Origin of the sequence: Phenylobacterium sp., assembly GCF_036963605.1 — a bacterium.
Lineage (GTDB): Bacteria > Pseudomonadota > Alphaproteobacteria > Caulobacterales > Caulobacteraceae > Phenylobacterium.
Map to the genome: position 1 here is coordinate 1 of NZ_JBALUY010000045.1, position 26,950 is coordinate 26,950.

The window sequence follows — 26,950 nt, forward strand, 5'->3', positions numbered from 1 at the left end:
CTAGAGCGACTTGAGGATGCCCTCGACCATCTTCTTGGCGTCGCCGAACAGCATCATGGTGTTGTCGCGGAAGAAGAGTTCGTTATCGACCCCGGCATAGCCCGAGCTCATGCCCCGCTTCACGAACAGCACTGTGCGCGCCTTTTCCACGTCGAGGATCGGCATGCCGTAAATGGCCGAGGTCGGGTCGGTCTTGGCCGCCGGATTGGTCACGTCATTGGCCCCGATGACGAAGGCCACGTCGGCGGTGGAGAACTCCGAATTGATGTCTTCCAGCTCGAAGACCTCGTCATAGGAGACCTGGGCCTCGGCGAGCAGCACGTTCATATGGCCGGGCATCCGGCCGGCCACCGGATGGATGGCGTATTTCACGTCGACGCCCTCGGCCTTCAGAACATCGCCCATTTCGCGCAGCGCGTGCTGGGCCTGGGAGACGGCCATGCCGTAGCCCGGCACGATGATCACCTTGCTGGCGTTCTTCATGATGAAGGCCGCGTCCTCGGCCGAGCCCTGCTTGACCGGCCGGGTCTCGACCTGGCCGCCGGCCGCGGCGGCGGAATCGTCGGCGCCGAAGCCCCCCAGGATCACCGAGACGAAGGACCGGTTCATGCCCTTGCACATGATGTAGGACAGGATCGCGCCGGACGAGCCCACCAGGGCCCCGGTGATGATCAGGGTGGTGTTCTCGAGCGTGAAGCCGAGCGCCGCGGCCGCCCATCCGGAGTACGAATTCAGCATCGAAACGACGACGGGCATGTCGGCGCCGCCGATGGGGATGATCAGGGTCACGCCGATCAGCAGGGCCAGCGCAAAGATCGCCCAGAAGGCCCAGATGGCCGAACCGCCGCTCATCACCAGCACAACGACCAGGGCGACGATGCCAAGCGCGATGGCGATGTTCAGCAGGTGGCGGGCCGGCAGCAGGATCGGGGCGCCCGACATGTTGCCGTTCAGCTTGGCGAAGGCGATCACCGAACCTGTGAAGGTGACGGCGCCGATGGCCAGGCCCAGGGACAGTTCCACCAGTGAGGCCCCGTGGATCGCGCCCACGACGCCGATGCCATAGGCCTCGGGCGTATAGATGGCGGCCACCGCCACCAGGCAGGCGGCCAGGCCCACCAGGCTGTGGAAGGCCGCCACCAGCTGGGGCATGGAGGTCATCGGCACCTTGCGGGCGATCACCGCGCCGACCCCGCCGCCGATGGCGACCCCACCGATGATCAGGGCCAGGGTCAGGACGTCCAGCGCGCCTTGGCTGAACAGTGTCGCCATCACCGTGCCGACGGCGATGGCCATGCCGATCATGCCGTTGCGATTGCCCGCCTGGCTGGTTTCGGGGCTGGAAAGCCCCCGCAGGGCCAGGATGAACAGCACCCCGGAGATGAGGTAGAGAATGGCCGCGAGATTGGCGTTCATGGTTGTGCCCCCTGAGCCCGCTCTACTTCTGCTTTTTCTTGTACATGGCGAGCATGCGCTGGGTGACCAGGAAGCCGCCGAAGATGTTCACCGCCGCCAGGCCTGCGGCCAGGGCGCCGGCCCCCTTGGAGATCATCACGCTGCCGCTCAAGGCCGCGCCCTCGGCCCCATGGGCCGCGGCGGCCAGCAGGGCGCCGACGATGATCACCGAGGAAATGGCGTTAGTGACGGCCATCAGCGGCGTGTGCAGGGCCGGCGTCACGCTCCAGACCACGTAGTAGCCCACGAAGATGGCCAGCACGAAGATCGCCAGGCGGAAGACGGTCGGATCGACAGATTCCATGGGGGTCGTCCTCTCTTAATGGGTCAGCCGGCCAGGGCGGGGTGGACCACCGCGCCTGCGCGGGTCACCAGGGCCGCCTTGAGGATCTCGTCATCGAAGTCGGGGGCGAAGGCGCCCTCCTTGTCGAGGAACAGGCCGGCGAAGGCGAACAGGTTGCGGGCATAGAGGGCCGAGGCGTCGGCGGCGATACGCCCGGGCAGGTTGGCGTAGCCGACGATCTTCACGCCGCCGGTCTCCACGACCTCGCCCGGGACCGAGCCCTCCACATTGCCGCCCTGCTCGACGGCCAGGTCGACGAGGACCGAGCCGGGGCGCATGGAAGCGACCTGGGCGGCGCTGATCAGCCGCGGGGCGGGCCGCCCAGGGATCAGGGCGGTGGTGATCACCATGTCCTGCTTGCGGATGTGCTCGGAAACCAGGGCTGCCTGCTTGGCCTGGTATTCGGCGCTCATTTCCTTGGCGTAGCCGGCGGCGGTCTCGGCGGCCTTGAACTCCTCGTCCTCGACGGCGACGAACTTGGCGCCCAGGCTTTCGACCTGCTCCTTGGCCGCGGGACGCACGTCGGTGGCGGTGACCACCGCGCCCAGACGCCGGGCGGTGGCGATGGCCTGCAGGCCGGCGACGCCTGCCCCCATGACGAAGACCTTGGCGGCGGCGACCGTGCCGGCCGCCGTCATCATCATCGGCATCACCTTGCCATAGGCGTTGGCCGCCTCCAGCACCGCGCGATAGCCGGCCAGATTGGCCTGGGAGGACAGCACGTCCATCACCTGGGCCCGGGTGATCCGCGGCACGAACTCCATGGAAAAGGCGCTGGCGCCCTTGGCCGCCAGGGCGTTCAGGGTCGCCTTGTCCTGGTGGGGGTTGAGCATGCCGACCACCAGGGCCTCGACCTTCAGGCCGGCGATTTCCTCCGGCGCAGGGCCGCGGACCTTGAACAGGATGTCGGCCTTGGACAGGGCGGCGCTCAGGTCAGGGGCGATCTCCGCGCCGGCAGCTTCGTAGTCGCCATCAAGATAGGAGGAGGTCGCCCCGGCGCCCGCCTCGATCACCACGGCGAAGCCGGCGGCGATCAGTTTCTTGACCGTGTCCGGCGTCGCGGCGACGCGGGTTTCGCCGTCGCGGCGTTCCTTGGTGACGGCGATGACGGCCATGCCTGTGGTCCCCTCAGGTCGGTGAAGCCGGCGGACCTTAGGGACGTCACAGGGGCCTTGTCCAGACGTCGATCAGCGATCTTTAAACGCGCGTTTGAAACCCTGCGGCGGATTGCTGGCACGCGAAAGCCCCGCGTGGACACCTCCCCGCGCCGGCGCTCGACCTGCGGAAGAGTGGCCTAGTGCGCCGCGTCCGGCTTGTCGCGCAGGAGCACGAAGCCGATCGCGGCCAGGACCGCTGCGCTGATCAGGCCGGGGATGAAGCCGCCCGGCGTGCAGAACCACACCGTGAACAGCAGCAGGGCGCTGGCGATCGCCAGGGAGCCCCATTTGGTCATCCCCATGAACAGGTTGAAGGTGGACACCTGTTCCTGGATTTCCATTTCGCCGCGGTGATAGTCGGAAGCCTGTTCGCCCATGGCGGCCGGGTCTCTCTCTTACGGAACCAGTTCGAGTGCGGTGCTACACGAGAGCGCGCGCCGGCTCAAGATGGCCAGACGGCCAGCAGGGCGCGCAGGGCCGCGATCAGGGCCAGGGGCTGGTCCACCATGACGTGGTGGTTGGAATCCGGGATGGCGATCTCGATCATGTCCTTGGGCAGGGGATTGGCCCGGCCGTCATGGCGGCGCGCGATCACCTGGGAGAGTTCGCCATAGATGTGGGCGATCGGGACCTCGACCTTGGGCGGCCCTTCGGTGACCAGGGCGTTCATGGCGCTCCGGTCCAGCTTGTTCCACATGGCCGGGTCGAACATCCAGGCCCATCCCTCGCCCGAGCCGTCCTCGAGCGGCGCGCGCTTCAGCGAGCGGCGGGCGATGAAGTCGGCGACGAACAGATGGCCCGGGGCCTGGGGCGGCATGAAGCGGAAGCGGGCCAGCGCGGCCTCCAGGGTCGCATAGACCCGCTTGGGGCGGTCAGTGGTGGGGATGTTGCGCACCTGCTCCATGCGGCGCGCCATCTCCTCCTGCTCCCGCGGCGGCGGGCCGCCAAAGCCGGTGTCGACCAGGATGGCGGCGTGCATCCGCTCCGGATAGCGGCTGGCGGCGTAGAACACCTGCGACCCGCCGAACGAATGGCCGATATAGATGGGCTTGCGGCCCCCCTCATAGAGGCCGGTCGCCTTCGCCACCGCCTCGGCGTCTTCGGCGAAGTCCTGGAAGGCGTAGGTTTCGCGCCAGTCCGAGGCGCCCATGCCGGCCAGCGACATCGAGACGACCCGGTAATCCTCCGCCAGATAGGGGGCGATGAAGCTCCACCAGTCGGCGTGGGCGCTGTTACCGTGCACCAGCAGCAGGCCGGGCTTGCCCACCTCGCCCCAGGTCAGCACCTCGATCTGAGTGCCCAGCGAAGTGACGAAGCTGCGCTGCGGCTCTTTGGCGATGGCGGCCTCGAACCAGGCCGGGGCCGGCGGCGCCTCGCCCTTGAAGGGGGCCAGCGGCGCCTGGATCTCCGGCGGCAGTTCGCCCGGCTTGGTCTGGATGGGCCGGTCGTCTTCGAACTCGGCGGCGGCCACGGCCGGGGGCGTCTTGGTCTGGTCGGTCATCGGATCAGGCCCTCTGCGCCTGGCGGTCGCCGGGCTTGCGCTTGATGTGGCGCATCCCCTTGAACACCCCGGTGCCGGTCATCAGGGTGCGCTCGCCGCACCAGATCTTGCCGCGGACCGTGAAGACGTCGTCCTGCTCGGAGATGATCTCGCTTCCCCCCTCGACCCAGTCGCCCATCTGGGCGCCGGAGAGGAAGTCGGTGGTCAGGCGCACCGTGACCCAGCCGATCTCCCGCTGGTTGGAGATCACCCGGCCCCAGGCCATGTCGGCGAAGCTCATCAGCATGCCGCCGTGGCAGTTGTTCATGCCGTTGGCGTGGTGCTCCTCCACCCGGAAGGCCATGATCTCGTTATTGGCCTCGTCCCGCTTGGAATAGAAGGGGCCGACCGTGCGGCCAAAGCCGCGCTGCCAGAGGTTGATCACATAGCCGTCCGGGACGACGGCGGCCTGTACGGGGGTCAGATCATCGGACATGCCCTGCTGACTAACGCCCGTTTGAGAAATGACAAGGCTTGAGGCGAGATTCGCCCACGACCGCCCCCTCAAGGCGCCAGGGTGCGGGCCCCAAGTTCAGCCTCGCCCGAAAGCGTCACAGTCTCGGCGTCCGACCTCAGGCTGACCGCCACCCACCCGCCATCGATCCGCCAGCCCGGGAGGGCGACGTCATAGGCGGCCAGCAGGCGCGGATCGGCGGCGATCTCCACCTCCCGCCGCTCGCCCGGCGCCAGGGCCACCCGCGTCCAGCCGATGAGTCGAAGGCCTGGCCGGCCGTCTGCGCCGGTCACCTGGGCGTAGAGCTGGGGGGTGTCCGTCCCGGCCCGCTCGCCGACATTGGCCACCGTGAACCGCGCCCGCACGCTCGCTCCGCCCTCCAGGCGCAGGTCCTCATGGGCGAAGCGCGTATAGGAAAGCCCGAACCCGAACGGGAACAGCGGCGACGCCTGCTGGCGGTCGAACCAGCGATAGCCGACGGCCGCGCCTTCGGGATGGGGCACGGAGAACCGGCCCTTGTGCTGTTGCACGTCCGGATAGGAGGTGGGGATGGTGCGTCCCTCCTCCGGCGGACCGAAGATCATGCCCGGGATCTGAGGCCGCACGAGGTCGTCGATGGCGCGCGGGAAGCTGATCGGCAGACGCCCCGAAGGCTCGGCCTCGCCAAACAGCAACCGGGCGATGGCCTCGCCGCCGCGGGCGCCGGGATACCAGGCCTGGAGCACGGCGGCGGCGTCCTCCAGCCAGGGCATGGTGACCGGGCCGCCGGTTTCCAGCACCACCACGGTCTTCTCGTTGGCCGAGGCGACGGCGGCGATCAGGGTGTGCTGGTCTCCGGGCAGGGCCAAGGTGGGGACATCCTCGGCCTCGGTGGTCCACTGCTCGGCGAAGACCACGGCCACATCGGCCTCGGCGGCTATGGCCATGGCTGCGGCCAGGTCGCGGCCGTCGGCATAGGTCACCAGGTTGGCGCGCTGGCCGATGGCCGCCAGGGGCGAGGACGGATGGTAGGTGATCCGCGAAAAGGCCGAGGACGGGCCGATGGTCACCGGAATCTCCAGGGCTGGCCCGCCCACCGGGATCACCTGGGACGACCCGCCCCCCGACAGCACGCCCACATCGGCGTGGCCGCCGATCACCGCCACCTTCAGGCCCGGCGCCAGGGGCAGCAGGCCCTGGTTCCTCAGCAGGACAAGGCCGGCCTCGGCGGCGGCTTGGGCCACCTCAGCGTGGGCCTCGTAGTCGATCTCTTCGCGCTCGACCGGCCGATCGAGGACCCCGTGGGCGATCAGGCTGCGCAGGATGCGGCGGACCATGTCGGCCAGCCGCCCGAAGGGCACCTCGTCCTCCTGCACGGCGGTCTTCAGGAGGTCCCCGAAGAAGACCTGCTTATCCAGCTGCTCGCCGGACTCCTGGTCGAGGCCGCCCAGCGCCGCCTTGGCCGTGGAATGGCAGCCGCCCCAGTCCGACATCACCCAGCCGGGATAGGCCCAGTCGCCCTTCAGAACCCGGTTCAGCAGGAAGTCGTTCTCTCCGCACCAGTCGCCGCCCAGGCGGTTATAGGCGCTCATCACAGAGCCTGGCTGGCCCCGCTCGATGCCGATCTGGAAGGCCAGCAGATCGCTTTCGCGCAAAGCCCCCTCGTCGATCTGCACATCGACCACGTGGCGGCAGGTCTCCTGGTCGTTGATGGCGAAGTGCTTGATCGTGCAGACGATGTCATTGGACTGGGCGCCGGCGATGGCCTCGCCCACCAGGACGCCGGCCAGCAGCGGGTCTTCGCCCAGATATTCGAAGTTCCGGCCACAGCGGGGGTCCCGCGTCAGGTTCACCCCGCCGCCCAGCAGGATGTTGAACCCCTTGGCCCGGGCCTCGGCGCCGACCATGGCCCCGGCCCGTCGGGCGAGGTCGGGGTCCCAGGTGGCGGCGAGCGCCAGACCAGACGGCAGGGCCGTGGCGCCGTCGCCCTCGCGCACCTTGCGGGGATTGGCGACGCCCAGGCTGGCGTCGGTGGCGTTCTGCGGCGGAATGCCCAGGCGCGGCACGCCTGGCACATAGCCGGCCCCGCGGGCCGCGTCGGCCGGAACCTCGTCCAGCAGATTGGGCATCGGGCCGTGAACCAGGCCGATCATCTCGTCGAGGGTCAGCTCAGCGATCAGCAGGTCGGCGCGCTCGTCTGGGGAGCGGGCGGCGTCCATCCACGGCCGGGTGTCAGCTTGGGTCATCTTCGGTTTCCTCCCCACGCGCGGGTCTTCCCGTCGCGCCGCATACAGCTCTAGGACGAAGGCCGACCGGCCTCAGACCAGGGCTTCGAACTCGTCCACCAGGCGCTCCATCTGGGTCATGCCCGCCGCCCAGAAGGCCTTTTCCCGCGGGTTGAGGCCGAAGGGCGCCAGAGCCTCCACATAGGTCCTGGAGCCGCCGGCGGCGAGCAGGTCCTCATAGAGCGGCGCGAAGCCCTGCGGGTCCTCCCGGCGCTTCTCCATCAGGCCCCGCACCAGCAGGTCGCCGAAGGCGTAGGCGTAGACATAGAAGGGCGCGTGGGCGAAGTGGCTGACATAGGCCCAGTAGTGCTCATAGCCGGCGTTCAGCTTGATGGCCGGCCCCAGGCTCTCGCCCATCACCTCCATCCAGATGGCCGAGATCTGGTCGGTGGAGACCTCGCCCTGCTGGCGGGCGGCGTGGAAGGCGGTCTCGAACTTGTGGAAGGCGATCTGCCGGACCACCGTGTTCAGCCCATCCTCGATCTTGCCGGCCAGCAGGCCGCGGCGCTCCTCGTCCGTGGCGCCCGCCATCAGGCGTTCGAACACCAGACCCTCGCCGAAGATCGAGGCGGTCTCGGCCAGCGTCAGGGGCGTGTCGGCCAGCAGAGTGCCCAGCGGCGCACACAGGGTCTGGTGCACCGCATGGCCGAGCTCATGGGCCAGGGTGAGCACGTCGCGGCGCTCGCCCATATAGTTCATGAACACATAGGGGTGCCGGTCGGCGCTGACCGGATGGGAATAGGCGCCCGACTGCTTGCCGGCCCGCGGGCGGGCGTCGATCCAGGGCTGGTTGAAGAAGGTCTGAGCGGTGTCGGCGAACCGGGGGGCCAGGGCGGAGAAGGACTCCAGCACCATCTCCTGAGCCTGGGGCCAAGTGTAGGTCCGCGGCGCCGCCGCATCCAGGGGCGCATTGCGGTCCCAGTAGTCCAGGGTCTTGCGGCCCATGACCTTGGCCTTCAGAGCGTAGTAGCGATGGCTGACCGCCGGATAGGCCTCGGTCACCGCCTCAACCAGGGCCTCGACGGCGTCGGCGTCCACTTCATTGGCCATGTGGCGCGAGGCCGCCGGCTGCGGATACTTCCGCCAGCGATCCTCCACCTGCTTCTCATAGGCCAGGGTGTTGAGGCACAGCGCCAGCGTCGAGGTGCGCTCCTCCAGCGCCTTGGCCAGGCCCTGGGCCGCCTGCTTGCGCCGGGCGCCGTCGGGGTCCGACAGCCGGTTCAGGGTCTCGGGCAGGGTCAGGGTCTCAGACCCCACCTTGGCGGTCAGCTTGGCCAGGGTCTCGTCGAACAGGCGCATCCAGTTGGCCACGCCCGGCCCCCGGTCGATCATCAGCCGTTCGAGATCGGCGCTCAGTTCGTGGGGCCGCGACAGGCGCACCCGCCGCAACCAGGGCAACCAACGCTGCGCCGGCGCATGGGCCGCCAGGGCGGCGTCCAGCTCGGCCTCGTCCAGCTCGTTGATCTCCAGGGTGAAGAACAGGGTCTCGGCGCCGATCTGGGCGGCCTTGCCCCGGAAGTCGGCCTCGAACTTCGACCAGGCCGGATTATCCCGCGCCGTGCTGGCCGACAGCGAGGCATAGGCGCCGACGCCGTAGAGGGCGTTGGTCCCCACCTCATAGAGGGCGATGGTCTCGTCCAGGCGCCGGCCCAGGGTCTCCGGCTCCCCGCGGGCGGCGACCAGCTGGCCCTTATAGGTCAGCAGATCGGCGGCGGCCTTGCGGGCCTTCTCCAGGTCGGCCTCGATCTGCGGATCGTCGCGACCGGCATAGAGGTCGTCGAGGCGCCATTCGGGCAGGGTGTCGGTCTTCACGGGTGCGTTCATGGGTGCGATCTAAGCACGCTCAGGGCTCGCCGCCACCTCCTCTTCTTCGCGCGTCAGGCCGCGCCGCGCCGCCTATGCCTCGTCCTGCAGCCGGCGGCGAACATCGGAACAGGCCGCGGCGATCAGCGCGGCCAGGGCGGCTTCGTCGATCGCCTCGCCCCAGCGCAGCTTCACGTGGCGCATCCGCTTGCCCGCGCCCTCCAGCAGCCCCGCGGGGTCAGCCAGGGCGGCCCCATTGTAGAAGCCGACATTCACATGGGACTGGAAGGCGGCGACATAGGCGAAGGCCGCAGCCTCCACGCACGCCGTCGGCCGGCCGTCATGAATGAGTTCATGCACATCGGCGCCAGAGCCCCGAATGACCTCGAACCAGCGTTTGGCCAGAGGTCGCAGGACATTCTCCCCGTCGGAGAACCAGGCCTCGACGGCGGGGTCGCGGGAGACGGCGCCGGATAAACGGAAGAGCGCGCTCATAGGCGCCAGCATGGCAGATCGGCGCAGGCGGTAAAGACATCGCCGCAGTTGCGCGCCGGCCCCTCACGCTTGCCTAGAGGCGCGTGGTGGCCAGCAGGATCGAGGTCTCGGTGGCGGCGATGCCGGGAATGCGGCGGATCTCGTCCAGGGCCGCGCTGAAGGCGGCCAGGCTGTCGGTGTCCAGCTCGGCCACCAGGTCCCAGCGGCCATTGGTGGTGTGCACCGCCACCACCTCGGCGAAGCCCTGCAGGGCGCGCACCACCCGGGGGCTGCTCTCCCCTTCCACCGAAATGGTCATGACCGCCCGCACCCGCTGGGCCTCTACGTCGGGGCGGGTGCGCACCGTGAAACCCTGGATCACCCCGCGCTGGCGCATCCGATCGATCCGGTTCTGCACCGTGCCGCGGGAGACCTTCAGGCGCTCAGCCAGGCTCGCCACCGAGGCGCGGGCGTCGGCGCGCAGCAGGGCCAGAAGTTGGCGGTCCGTCTCGTCCATGTCAGATCGTCACTCCAAGGCGCCAGATCGGCAGAACTATCAGCAAATCCTACAAGCCCTGCGCCTTTTCGCTAGCGCCGCCATGTCTCATCCTCGTCGCAATCGTGACATTCCGAGGGAGGCGCGCATGGCGACCCCGCACTATCTGATGACCGATCCGGCGCATTTCGAGGTGTGCTACCAGATCAATCCGTGGATGGATCCCGCCGTCTGGCGGGCCGACGCCAGCGCCTGCGCCCGGGCCGCTGCGGCCTCGGACGCCCTGCGCCACGCCATCGAGGCGGCCGGCGGCAAGGTCGAGATGATCCCCGCCGAGGCCGGCCTGCCCGACCTCGTCTTCCCCGCCAATGCGGCCACCGTCCTGGACGGCCGCGCCCTGATGGCCCGCTTCGCCCACCCCGAGCGCCGCGGCGAAGAGGCGCCCTTCCGGACCGCCTTCCACGCCCTGCGCGACCGCGGCGTGCTGCGCGAGGTGGCCGAACTGCCGCCTGGCGTGGTGCATGAGGGCGCCGGCGACGCGCTTTGGGACGGCGGGCGCGGCTGGTTCTGGGGCGGCCATGGCCAGCGCTCGACCCTGGCGGGCCTTGAGGCCCATGCGGCTTTCTTCGGCCAGGAGGTGGTGGCCCTCGAGCTCGCCACCCCGCACTTCTACCACCTCGACACCTGCATGCGCCCGCTGGACGGCGGCCACATCCTCTACTACCCGCCGGCCTTCACCGATCAGGCCCTGAAGACCCTGCGCGAGCGGGTCGCGCCCGACCTGCTGATCGAGGCCGACCAGGCCGCCGCCGAGGCGCTCTGCGTCAATGCGGTGAACCTGGGCGAGACCGTGATCATGGCCAAGGCGCCGCCGACCCTGCGCGCGGCCCTGGAGGCCCGGGGCTACCGCTTGGTCGAGGTCGATCTCTCCCCCTTCATCATGTCCGGCGGCGCGGCCTTCTGCATGAGCCTGCGCCTGGACCTCACCTCCCAACCCCGAGCCGCGCTTGCGGCCGCTGAATGAGGCCTCCCATGACCGACCAAGCCCTTCTCGACCGCCCCGCCCTGTCGACCCCGCAGGACTACATCGCCACCGAGGCGCGGCTGGGCGCGCGCAACTACAAGCCGCTGGACGTGGTGCTGAGCCGCGGCGAGGGGGTCTATGTCTGGGATGTCGAGGGCAAGCGATACCTGGACGGGCTCTCGGCCTATTCGGCGGTCAACCAGGGCCATTGCCATCCGAAGATCCTGGCGGCCATGACCGAACAGGCCGGCAAGCTGACCCTGACCAGCCGCGCCTTCCGCAATGACCAGTTGGCGCTGTTCTATGAGGAGATTTGCGCCCTGACCGGTTCGCACCGGGCCCTGCCGATGAATTCGGGCGCCGAGGCGGTGGAAAGCGCCCTGAAGGTGGCCCGCAAGTGGGGCTATGAGGTCAAGGGCGTGCCGGCCGGCCAGGCCGAGATCATCGTCTGCTCGGAGAACTTCCACGGCCGGACCCTGGCCATCGTCGGCTTCTCCACTGACGAGCAGGCCCGCGGCGGCTTTGGCCCCTTCGCGCCGGGCTTCAAGGTCGTGCCCTTCGGTGACGCCGCAGCCCTGGAGGCGGCCATCACCCCCAACACCGTCGCCGTCCTGGCCGAGCCGATCCAGGGGGAGGCCGGCGTCATCATCCCGCCGGCCGGCTATCTGAAGACCGCCCGCGAGCTCTGCACCCGCCACAATGTCATCCTGATCCTGGATGAGATCCAGACGGGTCTTGGCCGCACCGGCAAGCTGCTGGCCGAGGAGCACGAAGGCGTCGAGGCCGATCTCACCCTGGTGGGCAAGGCCCTGTCGGGCGGCTTCTATCCGGTCTCGGCCGTGCTTTCGAACGATGCGGTGCTGGGGGTGCTGAAGCCCGGCGAGCACGGCTCCACCTTCGGCGGCAACCCGCTGGCCTGCGCCGTGGCCCGCGCCGCCCTGAAGGTGCTGGTGGAAGAGGACATGATCGGCAACGCCCAACGGGTCGGCGACCGGCTGCAGGCGTCCCTGGCCGGCATCCGCCACGACGCCATCAAGGAGGTCCGCGGCCGGGGCCTGATGCTGGCCGTCGAATTGCACCGCGAGGCCGGCGGCGCCCGGCGGGTCTGCGAGAACCTCCAGCGCCGCGGCCTGCTGTGCAAGGAGACCCACGAGCACACCATCCGCATCGCCCCGCCCCTGGTGCTGGCCCCCGACCAGGCTGACTGGATCGCCGAGCAGTTCGAGGCCGCCCTGCGCGACCCGAGCTAGCGGCTAGCCAAGGCGATCCTGGGACCGGCGCCCAGGATCGCCGATCCTTGGGCGGTCGCTATTTCGCCCCCGCCGCCACCGGGGGCGGCGTCCACCCCTTGCGGGCCTCGGCCAATACATAGGCGCGGATGTTCTCGGCCTCGGCCGGCGACAGGAAGCGGGAGAAGCTGGCCATGCCCCTGGGCGCCAGGGCTCCATCGATCACCACCGACGACCAGTTCTCCGCCGAAAGCAGCATCTGCGAGCGCTTCAGGTCCGGCAGGTAGCGCCCCGAGGCGTTGGCCCCATGGCAGACCTGGCAATACTGCTGGAAGCTCGCAAAGCCCGCCTTGGCGTTCCCGGTGGAGCTGACGCCGGTGAGGTCGAGCGGCTCGACCTGCGGCAGGTCATAGGCCGGCGCGCTCGCCGTCCCGCCGAGCTTGAAGACCAGGAGGCGGCCGGGCAGACGTGAGCGGTCCGGCAACAGGGCGGGCGACGACAAGGCGCCCGCGCCGCCATAGCCGACCATCAGGGCCACATACTGCTCGCCGTCGATCTCATAGGTGGACGGCGGGGCGATCACCCCGTTCACCGTCTCATAGGACCAGAGCTTGGCGCCGGTGGCCGCGTCATAGGCCGAGAAGGTCCCTTCGGCCGCGCCCTGGAAGACCAGGCCGCCGGCCGTGGTCAGGACGCCGGCGTTCCAGAAGAAGGGGTGCTCGACGGTCCAGCGGGCCTTCTGGGCCACGGGGTCCCAGGCGATCAGCTGTCCCTTCACCATGGCCTTCAGACCCGCCAGCTGGGCGGCGTCATCGGGCAGGGCGTTGGCCAGGAAGTCCGTGCCGACATTCCAGCCGCCGGGCTGGTGGCGATAACTGGCGTCGTTGACATAGGCGAAGGGCACCACCTGCGCCGGGATATAGACCAGTCCCGTCTGCGGATTGAACGCCATGGGATGCCAGTTGTGCGCCCCGAACGGCGCAGGGACCTGCAGGGAGGGGGCGTCGCGATAGCGGGCGCCTGGGGCCTCGATGGGCCGTCCCGTCGCCTTGTCGACGCCGGTGGCCCAGGTGATAGGCACATAGGGCTCGGCCGAGATCAGCTCGCCCGTGGCCCGGTCCAGCACGTAAAAGAAGCCGTTCTTGGGCGCCTGCATCAGCACCTGGCGCGTCTGACCCGCGATGGTCAGGTCCGACAGGATGATGTGCTGGGTGGCGGTGTAGTCCCAGCTCTCGCCCGGCGTGGTCTGATAGTGCCAGACGTACTGGCCGGTGTCGGGCTTGAGCGCCAGGATGGAGGAGACGAACAGGTTGTCACCCTGGCCGTCCGAGCGCTTTTCGTGGTTCCAGGGCGTACCGTTGCCGACCCCCACATAGAGCAGGTCGAGCTTGGGATCATAGGCCATGGCGTCCCAGACCGTCGCCCCGCCGCCGGTGGCCTTCCAGCCCTCGCCGAACCAGGTGCCGGCCGCCTTCTCCGCGAGGATGGCGTCGGACGCCGCCCCGTCGGGCTGGCCGTCGGGATTAGGGACGGTGAAGAAGCGCCAGATCAGGGCGCCGGTCTCGGCGTCATAGGCCGACAGATAGCCGCGCACCCCGTACTCCGCGCCGCCATTGCCGATCAGCACCTTGCCCTTGATGACCCGCGGGGCGCCGGTGATCGTATAGGGCTTGGCCGCATCCGTGGTCTGAACCGACCAGGCCTCGGCGCCGGTGTCGGCGTCCAGCGCGATCAGGCGGCCATCGAGGGCGCCGACAAAGACTCTGCCGCCCCAGACCGCGACCCCGCGATTGACCACGTCGCAGCAGGCGTCGAAGGCCTTTTCCCCGGCCACCTTGGGGTCATAGGACCATTTCAGCGCGCCTGTGGCGGCGTCGAAGGCGTAGACCTTGGACCAGGCCGTGGTGGTGTAGAGCACCCCGTCCTTGACGATGGGGGTCGCCTCCTGGCCGCGGTCGGTGTCGAACTCGTAGGACCAGGCCAGCCCCAGCTCCCCCACCGACTCGGCGTTGATCTGCGTCAGCGGGCTGAACCGCTGCTCGGAATAGGACCGGCCATAGGAGAGCCATTCGGCGTTGGTCTCGGCAGCCTCCAGGCGGGCCTGATCGACATCCTTGGGACCCGCGGCCTCCTGGCAGGCGCTGAGCAGGCCCGCGCAGGCGAGCGCGATCAGGGTGAATTTGACGTGCATGGCGGCCCTCCCCGGCCTGGCCGTGTTTCCGGCCTCCAGGCTTCACTATGGCGTGCTCTCGACCTCAGGCAATCCTCAGCGGCTCCCCCATCGGCCGCGTCGATCGGCGAAGGCCGCCGCCAGGGTCACGGCCAGGAAGGCCCCGATGGCCGAGACGCCGGTTCCCAGCGGGTCGGCGTCGGCCGGCAACAGCATGGCGATGATCTGCAGGGCGACCAGGAAGCCGATAAACACGGGCGCGGCGACCGCCCCCAGCCCCTGGCGACCCCGGCTCCAGCCCCAGACGCTCGCGGCCATGGCGATCAGGCCGATCTCCACCGCCTGCTCCGGGACGGGGTAATCCCAGAGCCCCAGACCCACCTTCGGCCCCCCGAACCACAGGGCGAGGTCTGGACGATGGACCAGGAAATCCAGCAGCCAGTGGGAAAACACCACCGCCCCGACCATGATGGCCGCAGCCCATGGCAGGCGCAGGACAAGCCGCGTCGCCAGCGCGCCCAGCACCGCCCAGCCCGCCGCAGCCGGCAGGGAATGGGTGTAGGGCATGTGCTCGAGCACCAGCGCGTTACCGGGCAGGTCTGCATCGATGGAGAAGCGCTCGGCCCCGGTGATGATCAGGGCGCCCCACCCGACATCCACCAGTTGGGCGGCCAGGGCGTAGGCCCAAAGCGGGGCCCTTGGCTCAACCGCCTTGGCGGCGATGGCGGCGGCGTAGTGACCGACAAACATGGCGCGTCCCTCCCCAGGGCAGGTCATCTGGAACCGCCGGCAAGCCATGGTCAAGCCTTGCCCGTTAACTCCTGACTCAGGTCTGTGAAACCCCGCCTTTACCGGCGACCTGTATCAATCCGCGACAGATGAGCCCCGTCCGAAGAGGCGGGCGTCCCGGTACAGGTGGTGTCTTCAGATGACCAAAACGGTCCTAGTCGTCGACGATGATCCGACCCAGCGCAGGCTGATCCAGGCCGTGCTGGAGCGCGAAGGCTTCGCCGTGGCCCACGCCGAGTCCGGCGATGCGGCCATCGACCACCTGCTGGCCGGAGCCAAGGTGGACCTGATCCTGCTGGACCTGGTCATGCCCAGGCTCTCAGGTCAGGACGCCCTGAAGGAGATGCGCGCCCGCGGCTTCCACCAGCCGGTGATCGTGGTCACCGCCCAGGGCAGCATCGACACCGTCGTCCTGGCCATGCAGGCCGGCGCCTGCGACTTCTTCGTCAAGCCAGCCAGCCCTGAACGGATCATGGTCTCGATCCGCAACGCCCTTTCCATGGGCGATCTGCGCGGCGAGGTCGATCGCCTGAAGAAGCACAAGACCGGCCGCTTCACCTTCGCCGACATGGTTGGCGGCTCGGCCCCCATGACGCTGGTCAAGCGCATGGGCGAGCGGGCGGCCAAGTCGACTATCCCCATCCTGATCACCGGCGAGAGCGGCGTCGGCAAGGAAGTCATCGCCCGCGCCCTGCACGGATCGTCCGACCGCTCGGGCAAGGCCTTCGTGGCCGTCAACTGCGGCGCCCTGCCCGAGAACCTGGTGGAATCCATCCTGTTCGGCCACGAGAAGGGCAGCTTCACCGGCGCGACCGACAAGCACCTGGGCAAGTTTCAGGAGGCCAATGGCGGCACCCTGTTCCTGGACGAGGTGGGCGAACTGCCGCTGGACATGCAGGTCAAGCTGCTGCGCGCCCTGCAGGAGAGCGAGATCGATCCCGTGGGGTCCAAGCGCTCGGTGAAGGTCGATGTGCGCATCGTCTCGGCCACCAATCGCGACCTGTCCCTGGCCGTGGCCGAGGGCCGGTTCCGCGAGGACCTGTTCTATCGCCTCAACGTCTTCCCCATCGAGGCCCCGGCCCTGCGCACCCGCAAGGACGATATCCCGGCCCTGGTCGAGCACTTCATCCGCCGCTTCAACGTCGAGGAGGGCAAGAAGGTGGTCGGCTGCGCGCCCGAGACCCTGCAACACCTGCTGACCTTCGACTGGCCGGGCAATGTGCGGCAGCTGGAGAATGCCGTCTATCGGGCCATCGTCCTGTCGGACTCCCCCTATTTGCAGCCCTTCGACTTCCCAGCCATCTCCGGGATGGTGGCGCCGCCGCCAGAGGCGGCCCCGGCCCCGACCACGCCGTCGCCACCGATTTCCCCGGACGCCGCACGCGAGCTGATGGCCGAGCTGCCCAAGGATGCGCCGGTGCGGATCCTCGACGAGCGCGGCCACCTGCGCACGCTGGAAGACATCGAGCGCGACCTGATCCAGCTGGCCATCGAAATCTATGCCGGCCACATGAGCGAGGTCGCCCGGCGCCTCGGGATCGGCCGCTCCACCCTCTACCGCAAGGTCCGCGAACAGGGCCTGGACGGGGTGATCGGCGGCTCCGACGACAGCGAGACCGAGGCGGCCTGAGGGGGGCCTCGAAATCCCCGATCTCGTCATCCCAGATCTCGTCATGCTCGCCCCTGTGGCGAGCATCCCTGTCGAGGGAGGGCGCAAGCGTCGCGAGGGATCCTGGGCACAAGGCCCAGGATGACGGCCGTGGGAGACGGACGCGCCTGCGGCGGGTTAAGACCTTGTAGCTAATCGTCATTCTCAGGCGGTTTGCGGCCAAAGCCGCGCCTGACCATGGGCTTCTTCTCGCCCTTGGCCTTGGCAGAGATTTCCTTGAGCTTGCGGTGCTGCAGGGCTGAGAGCGCCTGGCCCGGCGCGCCCTTTTCAGGGTCGCCGAAGGCGCGGCCATAGGTTTTCACCCGGTCTTCCACTGAACCCAGGAACTCGCCCTCCCATTCGGAGAGCTCCACGCCGGTGCGCACGGCTTCACGCTGAACGCGCTTGAGCGCATTCAGCGCGGCCCGCTTGGCCTGGGCCCTGGGGTCTGGAGCCTTACGCTTCAAATCTCTCCGAGCGCCGAGAGATAGAGGTCGAGGATGGCCTCTTCCTCCTGCCGCTTGGCGCGGTCCTGTTTGCGCAGGCGGACCACCTTGCGCAGCACTTTGACGTCAAAGCCGTTGCCCTTGGCCTCGGCGAAGACTTCCTTGATCTGCTCGGCGACCTCGGACTTTTCCAGCTCCAGGCGCTCGATGCGCTCGATGATGCTCTTCAGCTGCCCCTGGGCGGTGGTGTTCAGAATGTCGATGTGGGCGCTGTCGTCAGCCATGGAAACGCGTCTTCCGAGTCGAGGGTGGTTTGAAGCGCCGGACCCTACCTCGCATCGGCGCCGAACGAAATCCGTCTGGAGGTCACAGGCTGAACTCCCCTAGGGTTGTGATCATTCGCCAGCGGAGGCCGCCATGACCGACACCCCACGCCACCGACCCACCAAGGAAGAGGCCGAGGCCGCCGTCCGCACCCTCATCCAATGGGCCGGGGACGACCCGGACCGCGAGGGCCTGACCGAGACGCCGGGCCGGGTCACCCGCTCCTATCGCGAGCTGTTCGCCGGCTATGAGACCGACCCACGCGAATATCTGGAACGCACCTTCGAGGAGGTCGGCGGCTATGACGAGATGGTCGTGCTGCGCGATATTCGGGTGGTCAGCTTCTGCGAGCATCACATGCTGCCGGTGATCGGCCGGGCCCATGTGGGCTATCTGCCCACCAACCGGGTGGTCGGCATCTCCAAGCTCGCCCGGGTGGTCCACGGCTTCGCCCGTCGGCTGCAGATCCAGGAAAAGCTCACCGCCGAGATCGCCGGCGCCATCCACGACATCCTGCGCCCCAAGGGCGTCGGCGTGCTGATCGAGGCCGAGCACTCCTGCATGACCATGCGCGGGGTGAATACGCCAGGCTCGACGCTCACCACCTCGACCCTGCTCGGCGAACTGCGCGACGATCCCCGCACCCGCCAGGAATTCCTGGAACTGGTCCGCGGGCGGTGAGGATGAAACCACCCCATCACCGTCATGGTCGGACTTGATCCGACCATCCATGCACACAGCCGACCGCGGTGATCATGGACCCTCGGGTCAAGCCCGAGGGCGACGGCAGGAAGAGGTCAGGCGCTCAGAGGAGGCCGTGGGCCTCGAGCGCCGGGCGCAGGGCCGCCGGGTCGGTGAAGTGGTGGGTCTGCAAGCCAAAGGCCTTGGCCGCGGCGATGTTGGCGGCGCTGTCGTCCACGAACAGGATGTCGCCGGCCGCATGGCCGAACCGCGCGCAGGCGATGGCGTAGATTCGCGGATCAGGCTTGATCAGCTTCTCTTCGGCTGAGACCACGTAGCCCTCAAGGCGCGCAAAGGCCGGGCTCATGGCGATGACCCCGTCAAAGACCTCGTGGGACATGTTGGTCAGGCCAAACTGCGGCACGCCGGCCGCGTGCAGCGCTTCGATGGCGGCCTCGGTCTCGGGGATGGTTCCGGAGAACATCTCCCACCACCGCTCCTCCCAGGCGTGGATCTCCGCCTCGTATTCCGGGAAGCGCTCGACGAGGCCTTTGCGGTTCTCTTCGAAGGTGACGCCGAGGTCGTGGTTCACGTGCCAGATCATGGTGCAGACATGCGAAAGGAACCGGTCCAGATCGGCCGGTTCCTTGAAAATCTTCGCATAGAGCGTGCGTGGGTCCCAGCGGACCACGACATTGCCGATATCCCAGAGAACCGCCTTGGCCATCTCCGGGAGCCGGCCGCGCCTAGCCCTGCTTGGCTTTGAAGCGCGGGTCCGTCTTGTTGATGACGTAGACCACGCCCTTGCGGCGAACGAGCTTGCAGTCGCGGTGACGCGTCTTCAGCGACTTCAGCGAGCTTCTGACCTTCATGAGCTTGTCTTCGCGCGTCGCCGCGCGCCGTCTTCCAGAGGGTTACGAACAGAGCCGGCGCATATACGGGGCGGGGCCTTATGAGTCAACGGGGGCTCGCAGCGGAGGCCGCCTGCCCCTTTGTCTGGCTTGCAGCGCCGGGCCAAAGGCGCGAGGTTTCCTCCCATAAGAATTAAGTCATGGGAGGATCATTCATTATGTCTGCGACCATTAATCCGAACGGAACCCTGAAGGGCAAGGTCGCCCTGGTCACCGGCGCCAGCCGCGGCATCGGCGAGGCCATCGCCGCGCGCCTGGCCATGGAGGGCGCCAAGGTCGTCGTCTCGGCCCGTACGGCCCAGGAGGGCGAGAGCCGCCTGCCCGGCACGCTGGCCCATACGGTGGAGCGGCTGAAGGCCGCCGGCGCCGAGGCCGTCCTGGTCAAGGCCGACCTCGCCCAGGCGTCTGAGCGCGAACGGCTGGTGGAGGAGGCCGAAGCCGCCTTCGGCCCCATCGACATCCTGATCAACAACGCCGCCATCACCTATTTCATGCCGGTCCAGGACTTCACCGAGAAGCGCTTCAAGCTGATGATGGAGGTGCAGGTCTATGCGCCCTTCCACCTGGCCCAGCTGGTCATGCCCGGCATGCGCGAAAAGGGCTGGGGCTCGATCGTCAACATCTCGTCCCCGGCAGGCATCCATCCCAAGCAACCCTATTCTGGCGGCCGCGGCGGCACGGTCTATGGCCTGTGCAAGGCCGCGCTTGAGCGGTTCACCACGGGCCTCGCGTCTGAGGTCCAGGGGGATGGGATCGCGGTCAATGTGGTCTCGCCGGGCCTGGTGGACACCCCTGGCGTCGCCGTCCACGGCCTGATCAACGAGCAGACCAAGGATCGGGTGCAGCCCATCGAGTTCATCGCCGAGGCCGTCTATCAGCTGGCCAAGGCCGATGCGAAATCCATGACCGGCCGGGTGGACTATGCCGAACCCCTGCTCAAGGAGCTGGGGATCAAGCCGTCAGAACTGGTCTGAGCGACCTAGTCCTCGAGAAGGGCCTGGAAGGCTGGCGAGAGCCGCTCTTCCAGGCCCTTTTTCGTATGGATCAGGAACCGCGCGGGAACGTCGTGGGCCGCGCAGAGCGCCAGGCCTTCTTCGGGCCCCACCACTGACAGCAGGGTGCACCAGGCGTCGGCGACCATGGCCTGGGCGTTCAGCGCGCTGACACAGGCCACGCCGCTCTCGCTGGGCCGGCCGGTGCGGGGATCGAGGGTATGGGCGAGCCTGCGGCCCTCATGGATCATGTAGCGGCGATAGTCGCCGGAGGTGGCCACCGACAGGCCGCACAGGGCCAGCAGGATCGGCGTCTGGCTTTCGACCTCGCCTTCCAACCGCTCCAGGGCCACCCACCAGGGCTGGCCGTCGGGCTTGAGCCCCTCGCCGCGCAGTTCGCCGCCGACCTCCAGCAGGAAGTCGCGCACGCCCAGCCGCAGCAGCGCGCGGGCCGCCTCATCGACCCCGAATCCCTTGGCGATGCCCGACAGGTCCAGGCTGATCCCCCCCGGTTGGCGTAGTCGGCGGCCGACGGGATCGAAGTCCAGCCTGTCCCAGCCGGCTCGTGCGTGGGCCTCGGCGATCATCTGCGCCGTCGGCGGGACAGCGATCGGTCCTGGCGGCCCAAAGCCCCAGAGGTCGGTCAGGCGGCCGACCGTGGGGTCAAACGCCCCCTGGCCCAGGGCCGCCATCTCCAGGGCGCAGGCCATCACCTGGGCGAAGCCCTCAGGCAGGTCCTGCCAGGCGCCGGCCGGGGCGCGGTTGAACGCGCTGATATGGGAGGCCGGCTCCCAGGTGCTCATCTGCGCCACCACACGGTCCAGGCGATCCTGGACCGTTCGGGCCAGGACCTGGGCGCCAAGACCCGGCAGGGTGATCGCCTTGAGCGTCCAGGTGACACCCATGGCGGCGCCGGAGGCTTCCACCTCCAGCCCACCGACCTGAGGCGCCAGATCCTCAGGCAGGGTCAGGGGCACGGCGACCCGGTGTTCGGGGCCGGCGCGCACGGATGAGGGGGCCTGGGAAGCCAACCGGCCTATTCCGGCAGGACTTCCAGGGTCCCCACATAGACGGCCATGCGTTCGGCGCCGTCGATGGAGCTCTTGCCGCCACGCACCTCGGCCTCCATCCAGTACATGCCCGGCTCCTCCCAGCTGATTTCCAGAAGGCCGTCGTCGGCGGTGGTGAGCTTCATCTCACCCGGATCGTCGCGATAGCGGCCGGCGCCGCGGATCACGGTGACCTCGACGCCCGCGGCCGGCTGGCCGTCCAGCAGCATGCGGAACTGCGCCGTCTCGCCGGCGAACAGATCATTGGGATGGGTGAGCGGGGCGAGCTCCAGGCCCTTGCCGGTGGGCGCCAGGGCCTCAGTGGTGGGCTCGCCCACCGTGGCGAAGGTTTCGATGCGGCGCTGAGAGTGGGTGATCTTGACGTCGGTGGCCTCGGCCGGGATGGCGGTAGCCAGATCAGCGGCCGCCCCGCGCCAGCGCTTCTGTTCGCCGGCCAGCTTGTAAGAGGCCATGACGCCGTCGCCGACGCTGGCGATGCGGTAGGTGCCGGACTTGGAAAGCTGCACGTCGAAGGTCGAGCGGTACTTGCCGGTGGCCGCATTCTGGTGGGCCACAGCCGCCCCGTCGGGGCCGGTGATGACCAGGCCGTCCAGGCGCATGGGCACATGCTCGAAGACGAACAGGTCGTTGGAGACCGCCGCATCCACCGTCACCCAGGGATCGGTCCCCGACAGGACGGTCATCGAGGGCAGCATCCACTGCCGGTGGGCCTGGGCGGCCATGGGGGCGGCCAGCATGGCGGTAAGCGCCGCAGCGGCGCAGAGGGGACGAAGCAGGGTCTTCATGGCGCGTCTCTCCGGGATTCTATTGAAAGGGATCAGGGCTTGAGGCTGAGGCTGACGGCGCCGAGCTCGGTCTCGCCCTTGGCCTGGCCGGTTGCGGCCGCCTTGGGCGGCCACTGGAAGGGGATGCGGACCATTTCGCGGCCGCCGACCTCGCGGGCGGCTTCCACCACCAGATTGTACTGGCCGGCCGGAAGAGTCCCGAGCGGCGCCTTGCCGCCGACGAACTTCACCTGATGGCGACCGGGCGCCTTGGTGGCGCCGCTGACGCCGTCGGCCGGCAGGGTCATGGCCCTGCCCGCCCGCCGCCACCATTGGCGCATATCCTTCAGCCAGGTCTCACCTTCGCTGTTGCGAAGCTTGATGTCGTACCAGACCGCGAGCGTCTTCACCGCCGTCTGGTCGGGCTTCTCCACCCAGATGGCCACATAGGGGTTGTGATACTCAGCCACCGACATGCGGGGGATTTCCACGCTGAGGTTCAGCTCGGCGGCGGCGGCCGGGCCAGCCATCAGGCCGGTGAGAACGGCGGCGGAAGCAAGTCGGCGCATGGGCGAAGATCCGTTCAGTGAATAAAGAGCAGGGCGAGCAGCAGGGGAATGATCAGGCCGGCCCCCACCAGGGGCCAGGTGGAGCCGCGGGCGTGAGAATGCAGCTGCAGCAGGATCAGGCCGGTAATGCAGAACACCACGCAGCCGATGGCGAAGACGTCGAGGAACCACATCCAGGCCACGCCGGTATTGCGGCCCTTGTGCAGGTCGTTGAGGTAGGCGACCACGCCCCGGTCGGTGCGCTCGTAGATGACCTCGCCCACCGCGGTGTCGAGGCTCAGCCAGGCGTCGCCGCCGGGCCGCGGCAGGGCGAGATAGGCCTCGCCCGGCGACCATTCCGGGGCCGCGTCGGCAGGCAGGCTCACCTTGAGTTCCTCGCCGATCCAGGCGCGCACGGGATCGGGCAGAGGGGCCTCCTGCGCCTCCGCAGCCTGCGCCAAGGCCAGGAGGTCGGCCGGCAGCTCGGCCGTCTGCTCGCTCACCCGCGGGGTGGCGGGAATCGAACCGGCATGGTTCAGCGTGATGCCGGTGATGGCGAACAGCAGCATGCCGATCAGGCAGATGGCCGCGCTGATCCAGTGCCAGCGCAGGATCTGGCGCATAAGGCCGGCCCGTCGCTGCGCCTGGCGCTTGGCCCGAGCGCGGGCCTCGGCGGCGTCTGGCGCCGCAGCAACTTCACCCAGCCGTTCAGACGTCGACATTCACCGAAACCCACCACACCCCGCGCACTTGCGACTAGCTCGCACTAGCAAGCCCCCTGCGAGGCCACAAGCTTTTTGCGATTTATTCTCAGCCCAACCAATAAGATTTCACCGTGTCCCGCGGAACCGGCGGGCCGCTTGGGCTTTTCTTCCTCGCAGGCGAGGCCGTGATCCCCCCCACCGACCTCGCCCTAGCGTCCTGAAGCCCCGGGCCTGCAAAGGTCCGGGGTTTCCCATATCCGCCGCCACGCGCGATCGCGCGATTGAGGCGCCGGCCAAGGAGCCCTAGGATTGGCCATGGACCGACGCTCCTTTCTCGTTCTGCTTGTCGCCGGCTGCGCGGACCCCGCCGCCAACCTCGGGCCGCAGCTGGCCCTGGGTCCCGGCGTCCCCACGCCTTCCCGGCCCGAACCCGCCATCGACCTGCCCCCATCGGGCAGCCCGACCTTCGACGCCTGGCTGAAGGACTTCTACGTCAAGGCGATCAAGGCTGGTCTGCCCTCGGAACTACTGGACCGGGAGTTGCGCGGCCTGACGCCCAACGATCGCATTTCGGCGCTGGATTCCCGGCAGCCGGAGTTCTCGCGCCCGGTCAGCGACTATATCCGCGGCGTGGTCACCGACGACCGGATCGCCATCGGCGCCCGGAAGCGCGACGCCCTGCCCGCCCTGGCCGACATCGAGGCGCGCCATGGCGTGCCACGCAATGTTCTGGTGGCCATCTGGGGCCTGGAATCCGGGTTTGGCGCCATCCTGGGAGATTTCGATGTCGTCCGGTCCATGGCCACCCTGGCCGCCGACGGACGCCGGCGGGAATTCGCCGAAGACCAGCTGATGGCCGCACTGAAGATCATCGGCTCGGGCGAATTCCCCCGGTCACGCCTGGTGGGCTCCTGGGCCGGCGCGATGGGCCAGACGCAGTTCATCCCGACCACCTTCCTGGCCACCGCCATCGACGGCGACGGCGACGGCCGCCGCGACCTTTGGAACTCTTCGGCCGACGCCCTGGCCTCGGCCGCCAACCTGCTGTCCAAGGCCGGCTGGCGCCGCGGCGAGAGCTGGCACCGGGAAGTCACCGTGCCGAGCGGTTTTGACTACGCCCTGACCGAAGGCCCGCGCGAGACGCCATCCTGGTGGGCGCAGTATGGTGTCGTCCCGGCCGATGGTCGTCCCATTTCACCCGCCGATCAGAACGCGCCGGCCGAGCTGATCGCCCCTTCGGGGGCCGCAGGTCCGATGTTCCTGGCCTTCCACAACCACTTCATGATCCGGCGCTACAACAATTCGACAGCCTACGCCCTGGGCGTAGGGCTGCTGGCCCAGCGCCTGGGCGGGGAAGGTCGGCTGGTCCGCGACTGGCCGCAGGAGACGCCGCTGGCGCTCGCCGACCGCACCGCGGCACAGACCGCGCTCAACCAGCTCGGCTTCGACGCCGGCGCGCCGGACGGCATTGTGGGGGTCAATACCCGCAAGGCCCTGCGGGCCTATCAGCAGGCCCGCGGCCTGGTGGCCGACGGTTATCTGTCGCTGGAAATGGTCCGCCGCCTCCGCTCTGAGGCCGGCGCACAACCCTGAGCCTGGCCCGACGCCAGCCCCTTATTGTCCGGACTCGTCCCGGCGCTCGAGCGTCGCCATGGCCGCATCGGCCCGTGTCGCCGGCTCGGGGTCGGCGTTCCGGAGTTGGGGGTTGCGGAAGGCGAAGTAGAGCAGGCCCACCATGATCGCGGCGTTCAGGGCGAACGGCGCCCAGTGGATCAGCTGGTAGAGCCAGACGAAGAACGGGGCCAGCACCACATTGACGCCGTTGACGGCGGCGATGGCGCCGGCCACCCGGGCCTGTTCGCCCATGTTTACCGCCAGGGAGGAGCCGGCCGTGAAGCCCGGGCGGGCGAAGCCGAAGCCGAGGCTGGCGATCGCATAGCCGCCCACCACGGCCCAGTAGTTGGGCGAAAGCGCAACGATCACATTGCCCACTGCCGCCACGGCGACACCCCAGCGCAGCAGCTGGCGCGGGGTCATCTCGAACATGCGGATGATGCCCCACTGGGCGAGCAGGCCGGCCATGGCGCCGAACATCATGGCGATGGCGATGAAGCCCTGGGCCGCGGCGGGCGACAGGGCCAGCTTGTCGATGATCAGGAAGCCCAGCGTCTGCCCCTGGGCCGTCTGGCAGGCGGCGACCAGGAAGCCATAGACCAGGAACGGCGTGACCCGCGGATCGCGCCACATGGGCGTTTCCTTGACCCCGGGATTGGCCTTTCGGACCTCGGCCTCGGCGTCGGTGCGCGCCCGGGTCTCACCGGCGAAGGGGCTCTCGGGCAGGTAGCGATAGACGATGAACAGCATCACCGCCGCGATCATGGCGAAGCCGAACAGCGGCCCTGACAGGCCCAGGAAGGGCAGGATCAGCAGCGGCGCCAGGAAGGGGCCGATGACGGTGCCGAGACCGAAGGCGCCGGCCAGGCTGGACATCGACTGGGTGCGCTTCTCGGGCGCGGTATGCTCGGCCACATAGGCCTGGGTGGCCGGATTGGACGCTGCGCCAAACAGGCCGAACAGCGCCCGGGCGAACAGGAAGAAGACGAAGATCACCATGGGCGTCGCCCAGTGGCGCAGGCCGGCGTTCACCACCAGGCCGCAGCAGATCATCGAGACCATGAAGCCGGTCAGGCCGACCAACATCAGCGGCTTACGGCCATATCTGTCCGAGGCCTTGGCCCAGAAAGGCGAGGAGAAGGCCCATAGCAGGGCCGAAAGCGAGAAGACCGCCGCCACCAGGGGATCGGGAATGCCGATCGAGCGGCCGATGGCCGGCAGCACCGAGATCAGCCCTGTATTGCCCATGGCCGTGGCCAGCGAGACCCCGAAGATGATCGCGAAGGATCGCTTGGGAAGCACCACGGGGAGAGCGGGGGAGCCGGACATGTGACCGCTGTTAATGCGGCGCGCCACCGCAGGCAATTGCGATTACCGCACACCGGCCATTAAGCATTAACCCCGATGCTCCGGCAGGATTAGCCGGGGGCCAAACGTCGTCATGTTTCAGATCATCGGGATCGTTCTGCTGTTCGCCATGGTGTTCGGCAGCTACATCATGGCCGGCGGCAATATGGGGATCATCCTCCACGCCCTGCCCCACGAGATGATGGCGATCGGCGGCGCGGCCGTGGCCGCCTTCCTGATCAGCCACTCCATGACGGTGCTCAAGGGCGTCGGCGGCGGCCTGGCCAAGGCCTTCGCCGGCCCCAAGTGGAAGGCGTCAGACTACCGCGACCTCCTGTCCCTGCTGTTCCTGCTGACCAAGACCATGAAGTCCAAGGGCGTCATCGCCCTGGAAAGCCATATCGAGAACCCCGGCGAGAGCACGATCTTCTCCCGCTATCCGAAGATCACCAAGGACCACTTCGCCGTGGACTTCATCTGCGACACCCTGCGGATGATGACCATGAACCTGGAAGATCCCCACCAGGTCGAAGACGCCATGGAAAAGCAGCTCGAAAAGCACCACCACGAGGCCCTGGCGCCCGCCCACGCCCTGCAGAACACCGCCGACGCCCTGCCCGCCCTGGGTATCGTCGCCGCTGTGCTCGGCGTGGTGAAGACCATGGGCTCGATCTCCGAACCGCCGGAAGTGCTCGGCGGCATG

28 protein-coding genes are annotated in these 26,950 nt (G+C 68.5%); 7 read left to right on the plus strand and 21 right to left on the minus strand.

The annotated features are described in order from the left end of the window. The 10 genes from V7702_RS10095 to V7702_RS10140 all read right to left on the minus strand — a co-directional run bounded on the left by V7702_RS10095 (window position 1) and on the right by V7702_RS10140 (window position 10,007). Window positions 1-1,416 (minus strand): NAD(P)(+) transhydrogenase (Re/Si-specific) subunit beta, encoded by a 1,416-nt coding sequence (locus V7702_RS10095; protein ID WP_335649986.1) that lies wholly within the window; start codon window positions 1,414-1,416, stop codon window positions 1-3. 22 nt (window positions 1,417-1,438) lie between these two features. After that, a complete protein-coding gene (locus V7702_RS10100; protein WP_335649987.1) occupies window positions 1,439-1,759 on the minus strand; it encodes a proton-translocating transhydrogenase family protein in 321 nt (106 codons plus the stop codon). A gap of 23 nt (window positions 1,760-1,782) precedes the next feature. After that, the gene (locus V7702_RS10105; protein ID WP_335649988.1) at window positions 1,783-2,913 is read right to left on the minus strand and encodes a Re/Si-specific NAD(P)(+) transhydrogenase subunit alpha; all 1,131 of its coding nucleotides are present in this window, start codon (window positions 2,911-2,913) and stop codon (window positions 1,783-1,785) included. A 179-nt stretch (window positions 2,914-3,092) separates the two neighbouring features. Next, the gene (locus V7702_RS10110; RefSeq protein WP_335649989.1) at window positions 3,093-3,332 is read right to left on the minus strand and encodes an aa3-type cytochrome c oxidase subunit IV; all 240 of its coding nucleotides are present in this window, start codon (window positions 3,330-3,332) and stop codon (window positions 3,093-3,095) included. A 65-nt stretch (window positions 3,333-3,397) separates the two neighbouring features. Next, on the minus strand, window positions 3,398-4,456 hold the full coding sequence (locus tag V7702_RS10115; protein ID WP_335649990.1) for an alpha/beta hydrolase: 1,059 nt from the start codon (window positions 4,454-4,456) through the stop codon (window positions 3,398-3,400). Between the two features lie 4 nt (window positions 4,457-4,460). Beyond that, a complete protein-coding gene (locus V7702_RS10120; protein ID WP_335649991.1) occupies window positions 4,461-4,931 on the minus strand; it encodes a PaaI family thioesterase in 471 nt (156 codons plus the stop codon). A 68-nt stretch (window positions 4,932-4,999) separates the two neighbouring features. Beyond that, on the minus strand, window positions 5,000-7,174 hold the full coding sequence (locus V7702_RS10125; RefSeq protein WP_335649992.1) for a beta-glucosidase: 2,175 nt from the start codon (window positions 7,172-7,174) through the stop codon (window positions 5,000-5,002). Between the two features lie 72 nt (window positions 7,175-7,246). After that, entirely contained in the window at window positions 7,247-9,037 is a 1,791-nt protein-coding gene (locus V7702_RS10130; protein WP_335649993.1) for a M3 family oligoendopeptidase, read from the minus strand. A 72-nt stretch (window positions 9,038-9,109) separates the two neighbouring features. After that, a complete protein-coding gene (locus tag V7702_RS10135; RefSeq protein ID WP_335649994.1) occupies window positions 9,110-9,511 on the minus strand; it encodes a DUF1801 domain-containing protein in 402 nt (133 codons plus the stop codon). Window positions 9,512-9,584: 73 nt separating this feature from the next. Further along, a complete protein-coding gene (locus V7702_RS10140; RefSeq protein WP_335649995.1) occupies window positions 9,585-10,007 on the minus strand; it encodes an Lrp/AsnC family transcriptional regulator in 423 nt (140 codons plus the stop codon). 127 nt (window positions 10,008-10,134) lie between these two features. Here V7702_RS10140 and V7702_RS10145 point away from each other — a divergent pair, with 127 nt between their 5' ends. Both V7702_RS10145 and rocD read left to right on the plus strand, forming a co-directional pair. Continuing rightward, window positions 10,135-11,010, plus strand: coding sequence for a dimethylarginine dimethylaminohydrolase family protein (locus V7702_RS10145; protein ID WP_335649996.1), 876 nt, complete (start codon window positions 10,135-10,137; stop codon window positions 11,008-11,010). 8 nt (window positions 11,011-11,018) lie between these two features. Then, a complete protein-coding gene (gene rocD, locus V7702_RS10150) occupies window positions 11,019-12,260 on the plus strand; it encodes an ornithine--oxo-acid transaminase (protein ID WP_335649997.1) in 1,242 nt (413 codons plus the stop codon). Window positions 12,261-12,318: 58 nt separating this feature from the next. On the opposite strand, the gene V7702_RS10155 is transcribed toward rocD, so the two are convergent. Continuing rightward, entirely contained in the window at window positions 12,319-14,430 is a 2,112-nt protein-coding gene (locus V7702_RS10155; RefSeq protein ID WP_335649998.1) for a PQQ-dependent dehydrogenase, methanol/ethanol family, read from the minus strand. Window positions 14,431-14,505: 75 nt separating this feature from the next. Further along, window positions 14,506-15,159 carry a metal-dependent hydrolase gene (locus V7702_RS10160; RefSeq protein WP_335649999.1) on the minus strand — a complete coding sequence of 218 codons (654 nt, stop codon included), beginning with the start codon at window positions 15,157-15,159 and terminating at the stop codon, window positions 14,506-14,508. 178 nt (window positions 15,160-15,337) lie between these two features. On the opposite strand from V7702_RS10160, the gene V7702_RS10165 reads away from it, so the two are divergent. Beyond that, entirely contained in the window at window positions 15,338-16,828 is a 1,491-nt protein-coding gene (locus V7702_RS10165; protein WP_335650000.1) for a sigma-54-dependent transcriptional regulator, read from the plus strand. Window positions 16,829-16,998: 170 nt separating this feature from the next. Here the strand turns inward: V7702_RS10165 and V7702_RS10170 are convergent, their stop codons facing one another. Together V7702_RS10170 and V7702_RS10175 are read right to left on the minus strand one after the other, a co-directional pair. After that, the gene (locus V7702_RS10170; protein ID WP_335650001.1) at window positions 16,999-17,313 is read right to left on the minus strand and encodes a hypothetical protein; all 315 of its coding nucleotides are present in this window, start codon (window positions 17,311-17,313) and stop codon (window positions 16,999-17,001) included. Continuing rightward, entirely contained in the window at window positions 17,310-17,576 is a 267-nt protein-coding gene (locus V7702_RS10175) for a DUF2312 domain-containing protein (protein ID WP_300572905.1), read from the minus strand. The genes V7702_RS10170 and V7702_RS10175 overlap by 4 nt, the downstream gene beginning before the upstream one ends. 133 nt (window positions 17,577-17,709) lie before the next feature. Between V7702_RS10175 and folE the strand changes: the two genes are divergently transcribed. After that, entirely contained in the window at window positions 17,710-18,297 is a 588-nt protein-coding gene (gene folE / locus V7702_RS10180; protein ID WP_335650002.1) for a GTP cyclohydrolase I FolE, read from the plus strand. 124 nt (window positions 18,298-18,421) lie between these two features. On the opposite strand, the gene V7702_RS10185 is transcribed toward folE, so the two are convergent. Continuing rightward, entirely contained in the window at window positions 18,422-19,024 is a 603-nt protein-coding gene (locus V7702_RS10185) for an HAD family hydrolase (protein WP_335650003.1), read from the minus strand. 19 nt (window positions 19,025-19,043) lie between these two features. Next, on the minus strand, window positions 19,044-19,169 hold the full coding sequence (gene ykgO, locus V7702_RS10190; protein ID WP_056023006.1) for a type B 50S ribosomal protein L36: 126 nt from the start codon (window positions 19,167-19,169) through the stop codon (window positions 19,044-19,046). A gap of 197 nt (window positions 19,170-19,366) precedes the next feature. On the opposite strand from ykgO, the gene V7702_RS10195 reads away from it, so the two are divergent. Further along, window positions 19,367-20,182 (plus strand): SDR family NAD(P)-dependent oxidoreductase, encoded by an 816-nt coding sequence (locus V7702_RS10195; RefSeq protein WP_335650004.1) that lies wholly within the window; start codon window positions 19,367-19,369, stop codon window positions 20,180-20,182. Between the two features lie 5 nt (window positions 20,183-20,187). Here V7702_RS10195 and V7702_RS10200 read toward each other — a convergent pair whose 3' ends face one another. The 4 genes from V7702_RS10200 to V7702_RS10215 are packed head-to-tail and all read right to left on the minus strand — an operon-like array spanning window position 20,188 to window position 23,304. Beyond that, window positions 20,188-21,231: an FAD:protein FMN transferase gene (locus V7702_RS10200; RefSeq protein WP_335650005.1), complete on the minus strand. Its 1,044-nt coding sequence runs from the start codon at window positions 21,229-21,231 to the stop codon at window positions 20,188-20,190. 5 nt (window positions 21,232-21,236) lie between these two features. Then, complete coding sequence (locus tag V7702_RS10205) at window positions 21,237-22,055, minus strand: DUF4198 domain-containing protein (RefSeq protein WP_335650006.1); 819 nt, start codon at window positions 22,053-22,055, stop codon at window positions 21,237-21,239. A 32-nt stretch (window positions 22,056-22,087) separates the two neighbouring features. Beyond that, window positions 22,088-22,603, minus strand: coding sequence for a DUF2271 domain-containing protein (locus V7702_RS10210; RefSeq protein ID WP_335650007.1), 516 nt, complete (start codon window positions 22,601-22,603; stop codon window positions 22,088-22,090). Window positions 22,604-22,617: 14 nt separating this feature from the next. Then, the gene (locus V7702_RS10215) at window positions 22,618-23,304 is read right to left on the minus strand and encodes a PepSY-associated TM helix domain-containing protein (RefSeq protein WP_335650008.1); all 687 of its coding nucleotides are present in this window, start codon (window positions 23,302-23,304) and stop codon (window positions 22,618-22,620) included. A gap of 297 nt (window positions 23,305-23,601) precedes the next feature. On the opposite strand from V7702_RS10215, the gene V7702_RS10220 reads away from it, so the two are divergent. Beyond that, window positions 23,602-24,879 (plus strand): lytic murein transglycosylase, encoded by a 1,278-nt coding sequence (locus V7702_RS10220; protein WP_335650009.1) that lies wholly within the window; start codon window positions 23,602-23,604, stop codon window positions 24,877-24,879. Window positions 24,880-24,900: 21 nt separating this feature from the next. Here V7702_RS10220 and V7702_RS10225 read toward each other — a convergent pair whose 3' ends face one another. Continuing rightward, the gene (locus tag V7702_RS10225; protein ID WP_335650010.1) at window positions 24,901-26,229 is read right to left on the minus strand and encodes an MFS transporter; all 1,329 of its coding nucleotides are present in this window, start codon (window positions 26,227-26,229) and stop codon (window positions 24,901-24,903) included. Window positions 26,230-26,341: 112 nt separating this feature from the next. Here V7702_RS10225 and V7702_RS10230 point away from each other — a divergent pair. Beyond that, a partial coding sequence (locus tag V7702_RS10230; protein WP_335650011.1) for a motility-associated protein occupies window positions 26,342-26,950 on the plus strand: 609 nt, incomplete at its 3' end.

What these genes read in the sequence shown, in the direction of transcription:
- V7702_RS10115 (WP_335649990.1), bottom strand. Translation starts at nt 4,456, where the DNA reads ATGACCGACCAGACCAAGACGCCCCCGGCCGTGGCCGCCGCCGAGTTC.
- V7702_RS10195 (WP_335650004.1), top strand. Translation starts at nt 19,367, where the DNA reads ATGTCTGCGACCATTAATCCGAACGGAACCCTGAAGGGCAAGGTCGCC.
- V7702_RS10125 (WP_335649992.1), bottom strand. Translation starts at nt 7,174, where the DNA reads ATGACCCAAGCTGACACCCGGCCGTGGATGGACGCCGCCCGCTCCCCA.
- V7702_RS10100 (WP_335649987.1), bottom strand. Translation starts at nt 1,759, where the DNA reads ATGGAATCTGTCGATCCGACCGTCTTCCGCCTGGCGATCTTCGTGCTG.
- V7702_RS10105 (WP_335649988.1), bottom strand. Translation starts at nt 2,913, where the DNA reads ATGGCCGTCATCGCCGTCACCAAGGAACGCCGCGACGGCGAAACCCGC.
- V7702_RS10205 (WP_335650006.1), bottom strand. Translation starts at nt 22,055, where the DNA reads ATGAAGACCCTGCTTCGTCCCCTCTGCGCCGCTGCGGCGCTTACCGCC.
- V7702_RS10140 (WP_335649995.1), bottom strand. Translation starts at nt 10,007, where the DNA reads ATGGACGAGACGGACCGCCAACTTCTGGCCCTGCTGCGCGCCGACGCC.
- folE (WP_335650002.1), top strand. Translation starts at nt 17,710, where the DNA reads ATGACCGACACCCCACGCCACCGACCCACCAAGGAAGAGGCCGAGGCC.
- V7702_RS10110 (WP_335649989.1), bottom strand. Translation starts at nt 3,332, where the DNA reads ATGGGCGAACAGGCTTCCGACTATCACCGCGGCGAAATGGAAATCCAG.
- V7702_RS10095 (WP_335649986.1), bottom strand. Translation starts at nt 1,416, where the DNA reads ATGAACGCCAATCTCGCGGCCATTCTCTACCTCATCTCCGGGGTGCTG.
- V7702_RS10210 (WP_335650007.1), bottom strand. Translation starts at nt 22,603, where the DNA reads ATGCGCCGACTTGCTTCCGCCGCCGTTCTCACCGGCCTGATGGCTGGC.
- rocD (WP_335649997.1), top strand. Translation starts at nt 11,019, where the DNA reads ATGACCGACCAAGCCCTTCTCGACCGCCCCGCCCTGTCGACCCCGCAG.
- V7702_RS10185 (WP_335650003.1), bottom strand. Translation starts at nt 19,024, where the DNA reads ATGGCCAAGGCGGTTCTCTGGGATATCGGCAATGTCGTGGTCCGCTGG.
- V7702_RS10225 (WP_335650010.1), bottom strand. Translation starts at nt 26,229, where the DNA reads ATGTCCGGCTCCCCCGCTCTCCCCGTGGTGCTTCCCAAGCGATCCTTC.
- V7702_RS10135 (WP_335649994.1), bottom strand. Translation starts at nt 9,511, where the DNA reads ATGAGCGCGCTCTTCCGTTTATCCGGCGCCGTCTCCCGCGACCCCGCC.
- V7702_RS10155 (WP_335649998.1), bottom strand. Translation starts at nt 14,430, where the DNA reads ATGCACGTCAAATTCACCCTGATCGCGCTCGCCTGCGCGGGCCTGCTC.
- ykgO (WP_056023006.1), bottom strand. Translation starts at nt 19,169, where the DNA reads ATGAAGGTCAGAAGCTCGCTGAAGTCGCTGAAGACGCGTCACCGCGAC.
- V7702_RS10160 (WP_335649999.1), bottom strand. Translation starts at nt 15,159, where the DNA reads ATGTTTGTCGGTCACTACGCCGCCGCCATCGCCGCCAAGGCGGTTGAG.
- V7702_RS10215 (WP_335650008.1), bottom strand. Translation starts at nt 23,304, where the DNA reads ATGTCGACGTCTGAACGGCTGGGTGAAGTTGCTGCGGCGCCAGACGCC.
- V7702_RS10130 (WP_335649993.1), bottom strand. Translation starts at nt 9,037, where the DNA reads ATGAACGCACCCGTGAAGACCGACACCCTGCCCGAATGGCGCCTCGAC.
- V7702_RS10165 (WP_335650000.1), top strand. Translation starts at nt 15,338, where the DNA reads ATGACCAAAACGGTCCTAGTCGTCGACGATGATCCGACCCAGCGCAGG.
- V7702_RS10175 (WP_300572905.1), bottom strand. Translation starts at nt 17,576, where the DNA reads ATGGCTGACGACAGCGCCCACATCGACATTCTGAACACCACCGCCCAG.
- V7702_RS10120 (WP_335649991.1), bottom strand. Translation starts at nt 4,931, where the DNA reads ATGTCCGATGATCTGACCCCCGTACAGGCCGCCGTCGTCCCGGACGGC.
- V7702_RS10145 (WP_335649996.1), top strand. Translation starts at nt 10,135, where the DNA reads ATGGCGACCCCGCACTATCTGATGACCGATCCGGCGCATTTCGAGGTG.
- V7702_RS10220 (WP_335650009.1), top strand. Translation starts at nt 23,602, where the DNA reads ATGGACCGACGCTCCTTTCTCGTTCTGCTTGTCGCCGGCTGCGCGGAC.